The sequence below is a fragment of the Synechococcus sp. H60.2 genome, from assembly GCF_047462315.1.
Taxonomy (GTDB): Bacteria; Cyanobacteriota; Cyanobacteriia; order Thermostichales; family Thermostichaceae; genus Thermostichus.
In genome coordinates, this window is record NZ_JANSIZ010000036.1 from 22545 (window position 1) to 28780 (window position 6236).

General features: G+C 61.1%; 4 protein-coding genes. 3 read left to right on the forward strand and 1 reads right to left on the reverse strand.

Translation table 11 applies throughout. From position 1 onward, the window contains the following. The first annotated feature begins 9 nt into the window (after positions 1-9). Positions 10-639, forward strand: coding sequence for an orotate phosphoribosyltransferase (gene pyrE / locus NW845_RS07380; protein ID WP_414377852.1), 630 nt, complete (start codon positions 10-12; stop codon positions 637-639). 95 nt (positions 640-734) lie between these two features. Further along, positions 735-2327 (forward strand): 4-alpha-glucanotransferase, encoded by a 1593-nt coding sequence (malQ, locus tag NW845_RS07385; RefSeq protein WP_414377840.1) that lies wholly within the window; start codon positions 735-737, stop codon positions 2325-2327. Between the two features lie 51 nt (positions 2328-2378). Here malQ and thrS read toward each other — a convergent pair whose 3' ends face one another. Beyond that, positions 2379-4190, reverse strand: a complete 1812-nt coding sequence (gene thrS, locus NW845_RS07390) for a threonine--tRNA ligase (protein ID WP_414377843.1) — start codon at positions 4188-4190, stop codon at positions 2379-2381. A 176-nt stretch (positions 4191-4366) separates the two neighbouring features. On the opposite strand from thrS, the gene NW845_RS07395 reads away from it, so the two are divergent. After that, complete coding sequence (locus NW845_RS07395) at positions 4367-6082, forward strand: HD domain-containing protein (RefSeq protein ID WP_414377845.1); 1716 nt, start codon at positions 4367-4369, stop codon at positions 6080-6082. The last annotated feature ends 154 nt before the right edge of the window (positions 6083-6236 follow it).

Genomic DNA, 6236 nt, shown 5'->3' on the forward strand with positions numbered 1-6236 from the left:
GTTGAGCCGATGGGGATCCCTGCAGTGTTGCTCCTGGATTGTTCTCCCTCAAGTCTTTCCCCGGCTGAGGCGCGGGAGAAATTGCTGTATCTGCTGGCCCAACTGGCCTACCGCGAGGGATCCTTTACCCTCACCTCCGGGCAGCAGAGCTCCTACTACATTAACTGCAAGCCAGTTACCCTCCACCCCCAGGGAGCCTACCTGGTGGGATCCCTGCTGCATCGGCTACTGCCCCCTGAGACCGAGGCAGTTGCCGGCATGACCTTGGGAGCGGATCCCTTGGTCACGGCGGTGGGTTTGGCGTCTCTGCAGGCTGAGCCGTCCAACCTGGCAGCCCTGATTGTCCGCAAAGAGCCCAAGGGACATGGCACACAAGCCTGGATCGAAGGGCCGGAACTGCCGGCGGGCAGCCGGGTTTGGATCTTGGAAGATGTGGTCACCACTGGCGGCTCCGCCCTCAAAGCTGTAGAGCGGGTGCGGGCAGCGGGCTATCGGGCAGAAGGGATCCTGGCTTTGGTGGATCGACTGGAAGGGGCAGAGGCCCGTTACCGCAAAGTAGGGATCCCTTTTCGCCGCCTGTTTACCCTCGAAGAGGTGCAGGCTTGCCACCGGGCTGTCTGCCAAGGTTGGAGGAGCTAGCTTGGAGGGATTCTGTCTCCTCTGGAGCTGTCCATCCAACTGCAAAAGTGACAGCATAGGCGGTGGAATACTTGGTTGGGCAAAAAGGCATAGCCATGCGCATGGGCAGACTCAGTGGGATCCTCCTCCATCCAACCTCTTTGCCAGGGCCATTTGGCATCGGCGACCTGGGGCCGGCTGCTTACCGGTTTGTGGATTTTTTGGTGGAGAGCGGCCAGCGCCTCTGGCAGGTGCTGCCTCTGGGGCCCACCGGCTGGGGCAACTCCCCCTACATGAGCTTTTCCGCCATTGCCGGCAACCCGCTGCTGATTAGCCCAGAGCTGCTGGTCAAAGCCGGTTGGCTGGAACCCAATGGCTGGCAGGATCTGCCCCAATGGCCGACCATCCAGGTGGGGAATGGCGAGCGGGTGGACTACGAAGCCGTGATCCCCTTCAAGCTGGGCTTGTTGCGCCGCGCCTGGGCCACTTTCAAAGACAAGGCCACCGCCGCCGACTGGGAAGCCTTTCAAGCCTACTGTGCTGCCGAGGCCGACTGGCTGCCGGACTACGCTCTGTTCATGGCCCTCAAAGAGGTGTATGGTGACCAGGAGTGGACCCAATGGGATCCGGCCCTGGCACAACGGGATCCCCTGGCTTTGCAAGAGGCCCGCGACCGCTATGCCGATGCCATTACCCAACAGATGTTTTGGCAATACCTATTTGCCCAACAGTGGGGATCTCTGCGGGAGTATGCCCATCGGCATCAGGTGCGGCTGATCGGCGACTTGCCCATCTATGTCGCCCCCAACAGTGCCGATGTGTGGGCCAACCGCGAGCTGTTTCACCTGGATGAGCAGGGACGGCCCCTGCAGGTAGCCGGCGTGCCCCCCGACTATTTCAGCCCCACTGGGCAGCGCTGGGGTAACCCTCTCTACAACTGGGAGGTGCTCAAGGCTCGCGGCTACGACTGGTGGATCCGGCGCATCCAGGCCATTCTCAAGCAGGTGGACTGCGTCCGCATCGACCACTTCCGGGGCTTCGAGAGCTACTGGGCCATCCCTGGCGAGGCGGAAACAGCAGTAGAAGGCGAGTGGCAGAAAGGGCCGGGGGCTGACTTCTTTCAGGCGTTGGCCGACCGGCTGGGGGAAATTCCGGTGATTGCCGAAGACCTGGGGGACATCACACCGGAAGTGTTGCAACTGCGGGATCAATTTGGCTTGCCCGGCATGAAAGTGCTGCTCTTTGCCTTTGGCTCGGGGCCCGATAACCCCTATTTGCCCCATAGCTATGAGCGCAACTTCGTCGTCTATACCGGCACCCACGACAACAACACCGTGGTGGGCTGGTTTCATGACCCAGAACGTCCGGAGTGGGAAAAACAAAATCTGTTGCGCTACCTGGGCTGCCAGGGATCTGACGGCATCCACTGGGATCTGATTCGCCTGGCCCTGGCTTCCGTGGCTGACCTGGCCATCATTCCCCTGCAAGATGTGATGGGCCTGGGGGCAGAGGCGCGCATGAACTTCCCCGGCAGGGCCGAGAACAACTGGGCCTGGCGCTACCGCGAGGAGATGCTGCGGCCGGAGCTGGCCCAGCGGCTGGCGGAGCTGAGCGTCACCTACGGGCGCATCTCCCCGCAAGACTTGGAGCAGCGGCGGGCGGCCTTGGCCCAAGAGCGGGCGGCTGCGGCAGCCTCAAGCCCTGCCTAGTTTGCCGAAAGATAAAGGAGCAATTCTCAGCTAGATTCCATCCCACCCGCGCTAGTCCAGCGCTCGCGCCTGTGCCAGGAACTCCGCCACCGTCAGGGATCCCCAGTCTTGGCCGTGGCGTTGGCGCACGCTCACTGTGCCGGTTGCCTGTTCTTTTTCTCCCACAATGAGCATGAAGGGGATCCTGGCCTTCTCGGCGTTGCGGATCTTTTTGGGCAGGCGGTCACTGTCGGCATCGATGTGGACGCGGATCCCCTGTTCCCGCAGGTGATCCCGCACCTGGGTGGCATAGCCCAGGTATTGGTCGGAAACAGGCAAAATGCGCACCTGTTCCGGTGCCAGCCAGAAAGGAAAATCCCCAGCATATTCCTCAATGAGGATCCCAATGAGCCGCTCCAGCGAGCCAAAGGGAGCGCGGTGGATCATCACCGGCCGCTGCCGGGATCCGTCTTCGGCTACATAGTACAAATCAAAGCGCTGCGGGTTTTGATAATCCACCTGCACCGTGCCCAACTGCCACTCCCGATCCAGCGCGTCGCGGAAAATAAAGTCCAGCTTTGGCCCGTAGAAAGCCGCCTCCCCAATCCCTTCAAAATGCGGCATTGATAGCTTCTCCACCGCTCGCCGAATGGCATTTTCGGCCATATCCCACTCTTCCGGGGATCCCAGGTATTTATCGGATTTGGGATCGCGGAAACTGAGGCGGGCGCGAAAATCTTTGAGTTTGAGCTTCTCGAAAACGACCAGAATGAGATCGACAACCTTGAGAAACTCTTCTTCCAACTGATCGGTGCGGACAAACAAATGGGCGTCGTCCACTGTGAAGCCGCGAACGCGGGTCAAGCCTCCCAATTCCCCCGATTGTTCGTAGCGATAGACGGTGCCGAATTCGGCATAGCGCAGCGGCAAATCGCGGTAGGAGCGCAGCTCCGATTTATAGATTTGGATGTGAAAAGGGCAGTTCATCGGCTTCATGACAAAGCCCTGCTCTGCCGCCCGCGCCTGCTCATTCTCCGCCATCATAGGGAACATGTCTTCCCGATACTTTTGCCAGTGGCCGGAGATCTTGAACAGATCCACGCGGGCGATGTGGGGCGTCACCACCGGCAGATAGCCCCGCTTGAGCTGCTCCTGCTTGAGAAAATCCTCCAGCACCCAGCGCAGGGTAGTTCCTTTGGGGGTCCAAAGGGGCAGGCCCGGCCCCACCTCGTCGGAAAAGATGAAAAGGCCCAGCTCCTTGCCCAGCTTGCGGTGATCCCGCCGTTTGGCCTCTTCCAGCCGCCGCTTGTATTCCTTCAGCTCCTCCGGCGTCTCCCAGGCGGTGCCGTAGATGCGTTGAAGCTGGGGCTTGGTCTCGTCCCCCCGCCAATAGGCGCCGGCCACGCTGAGCAGGTCAAAAGCTTTGGGGTTGATCTCCTTAGTGTTTTCCACGTGGGGGCCGGCACAGAGATCCCACCACTCGTCCCCCAGATGGTAGATGGTGATCGGCTCGCCTTCGGGGATGCTGTCTAGGATCTCCAACTTGTAAGGCTCGCCGAGGGCTTCAATGCGGCGTCTGGCTTCTTCCCGGCTCACCTCCTCGCGGATCACCGGCAAGCCTTTCTTGATGATGGCCTGCATCTCTTTTTTGATGCGCTCCAGATCTTCCGGGGTGAAGGGCTGGGGATGATCAAAGTCGTAGTAAAAGCCGTAGTCGGTCGTCGGGCCGATGGTGACCTGGGCCTTGGGAAACAGCTTTTGCACCGCCATCGCCAAAACGTGGGAAGTGGTGTGGCGGATGCGCTCCAGCTTGGGAGATTCGTGGGTACGCAGCAGCTTGAGAGGGCTGTTGGCCTGCTGAGGCGACGCGGCTGGTTGAGACATCGGAACCCGCTTAACGACAAAAAAACGACTATCCGTGTCCCTATCTTAGGCTGAGCCCAGGGCAGACGGGATCCCAGGCGGGGGGAATTGCCCCCTTGAACCTCAGTCCACAACCCGGCCAGGAAAAAGGGGGGAAAGCACACAGTATTCTAGAAGTGTGGCAACCCCTTCGATTCATGGTCTCTTCGCTCGCCAACCTTGCCGAACGCTCTGCCGCCGCCTCCGAAGCGAAACCGGTCTCCTCTTCTGAATCTGGAGTTGCTCCGGTTATCGCCGCCATCGATGTGGGCAGCAACTCCCTGCACATGGTGGTGGTGCGCATCAACCCCCACATCCCCAGCTTCACCATCATCTCCCGCGAAAAAGCCACCGTCCGCCTGGGAGAGTTTTGCAGCCAAACGGGCGCCCTGACGCCTGCCGCCATGGAACGGGCGCAGGTGGCCCTGGAGCGGTTTTGCCGCATTGCCGAAAGCTTTCAGGTGCAGGACATTGTTGCGGTGGCTACTAGCGCCGTGCGCGAAGCCCCCAACGGGCCAGAGTTTTTGAAGCGGATCGAGCGGGAGCTGGGCCTGCGGGTAGAGCTGATCTCAGGCCAGGAGGAAGCCCGCCGCATCTACCTGGGCGTGCTCTCGGCCATGGAGTTCCACAACCGGCTGCACGCGGTGGTGGATATCGGCGGCGGCTCCACCGAGCTGATTCTGGGCAACGGCCAAGAGCCGGAGTTCCTGCGCAGCATCAAGGTGGGAGCGGTGCGCCTGACCCAAGCGTTTTTGCGCCACGACCCACCCACCCCTGCCGAGCTGCAGGCCCTGCGACAACACATCCGCGGCATGCTGGAAGCTCCCATCGAGCAGATGAGGCGCATCGTTGCTGCTTCCCAACAGCCGGGATCCCTGACCTTGGTGGGCACCTCCGGCACCATCGAGTGCCTGGCCCAGTTGGATGCCCGCCGCCGCTTGGGTGCTCCCCCCACTCGCCTGCAGGGGTATGAGTTCAGCCTGGAAGCCCTGCGGGGCTATGTCAAAGAGCTGCGCTCTCTCACGGTAGCCGAACGGCAAAAGCTGCCCGGTCTGGGAGAAAGACGCGGGGAGATCATCCTGGCCGGGGCGGTCATTTTGGAGGAGGTGATGAGCCTGCTGGGGGTGGAGCGGATCCAGTTTTGCGAGCGGGCGCTGCGGGAAGGGCTGATCGTAGATTGGATGATCGGCCAGGGGCTCATTGAAGATCGGCTGCGCTACCACAGCTCGGTGCGGCGGCGCAGCGTCCTCAAGTTGGCGGAAAAATATCAGGTGGAGATCCCCTATGCCGAGCGGGTGGCGGAGTTTGCCCTCAGCCTTTTCGATCAAACCCGCGGCATCCTGCACTCCTGGGGATCCCGGGAGCGGGCTCTTCTCTGGGCGGCCGCCATGCTGCACAACTGCGGCCACTTCATCAGCCATGCCGCCCACCACAAACACTCCTACTACCTCATCCGCCATGGGGAGCTCCTGGGCTTCAACGAAGAAGAGGTGGAGGTGATCGCCAACCTGGCCCGCTACCACCGCAAGTCGCCCCCCAAGAAGAAGCACGAGAACTTCCAGCGCCTCAGCGACGAGCGGGATCGCCAAGTGGTGTTGGAACTTAGCCCCTTGTTGCGCATAGCCTGTGCTCTGGATCGCCGCCGCCTGCAGGCCATCCAAGCGGTGCACTGCCGCTTTCAGCTTCTGGGAGAAGGCCCCCGCCAGATGGAGCTGATTTTGGATCCCAGGCATCCCAACGACGACTGTGCCCTGGAGCTGTGGAGCTTGAACGAGAAGAAAAAGGCCTTCGAGCAACAGTTCAAGCTGCAGGTGATTCCCAAATTATCCACCCAGCTTCAGCGCAGCGCGGATCCCTTTGAGGCAGCCGTCTAGCCAAGGGGCATATAGTCGTTTCAAACAAGACGAAGACACTTTGCCGCTGGCCCTCACCCCCAGCCCCTCTCCCAGAGGGAGAGGGGGGGAGAGGTAAACAAAACAGACGCAGCCCACGAGCTACTCACTGTAGATATCGGTGGTCGGCGTCTCA

Excerpts from the sequence above, each read along its gene's own strand:
- pyrE (WP_414377852.1), top strand. The coding sequence starts at position 10 with ATGGGGATCCCTGCAGTGTTGCTCCTGGATTGTTCTCCCTCAAGTCTT.
- malQ (WP_414377840.1), top strand. The coding sequence starts at position 735 with ATGCGCATGGGCAGACTCAGTGGGATCCTCCTCCATCCAACCTCTTTG.
- thrS (WP_414377843.1), bottom strand. The coding sequence starts at position 4,190 with ATGTCTCAACCAGCCGCGTCGCCTCAGCAGGCCAACAGCCCTCTCAAG.
- NW845_RS07395 (WP_414377845.1), top strand. The coding sequence starts at position 4,367 with ATGGTCTCTTCGCTCGCCAACCTTGCCGAACGCTCTGCCGCCGCCTCC.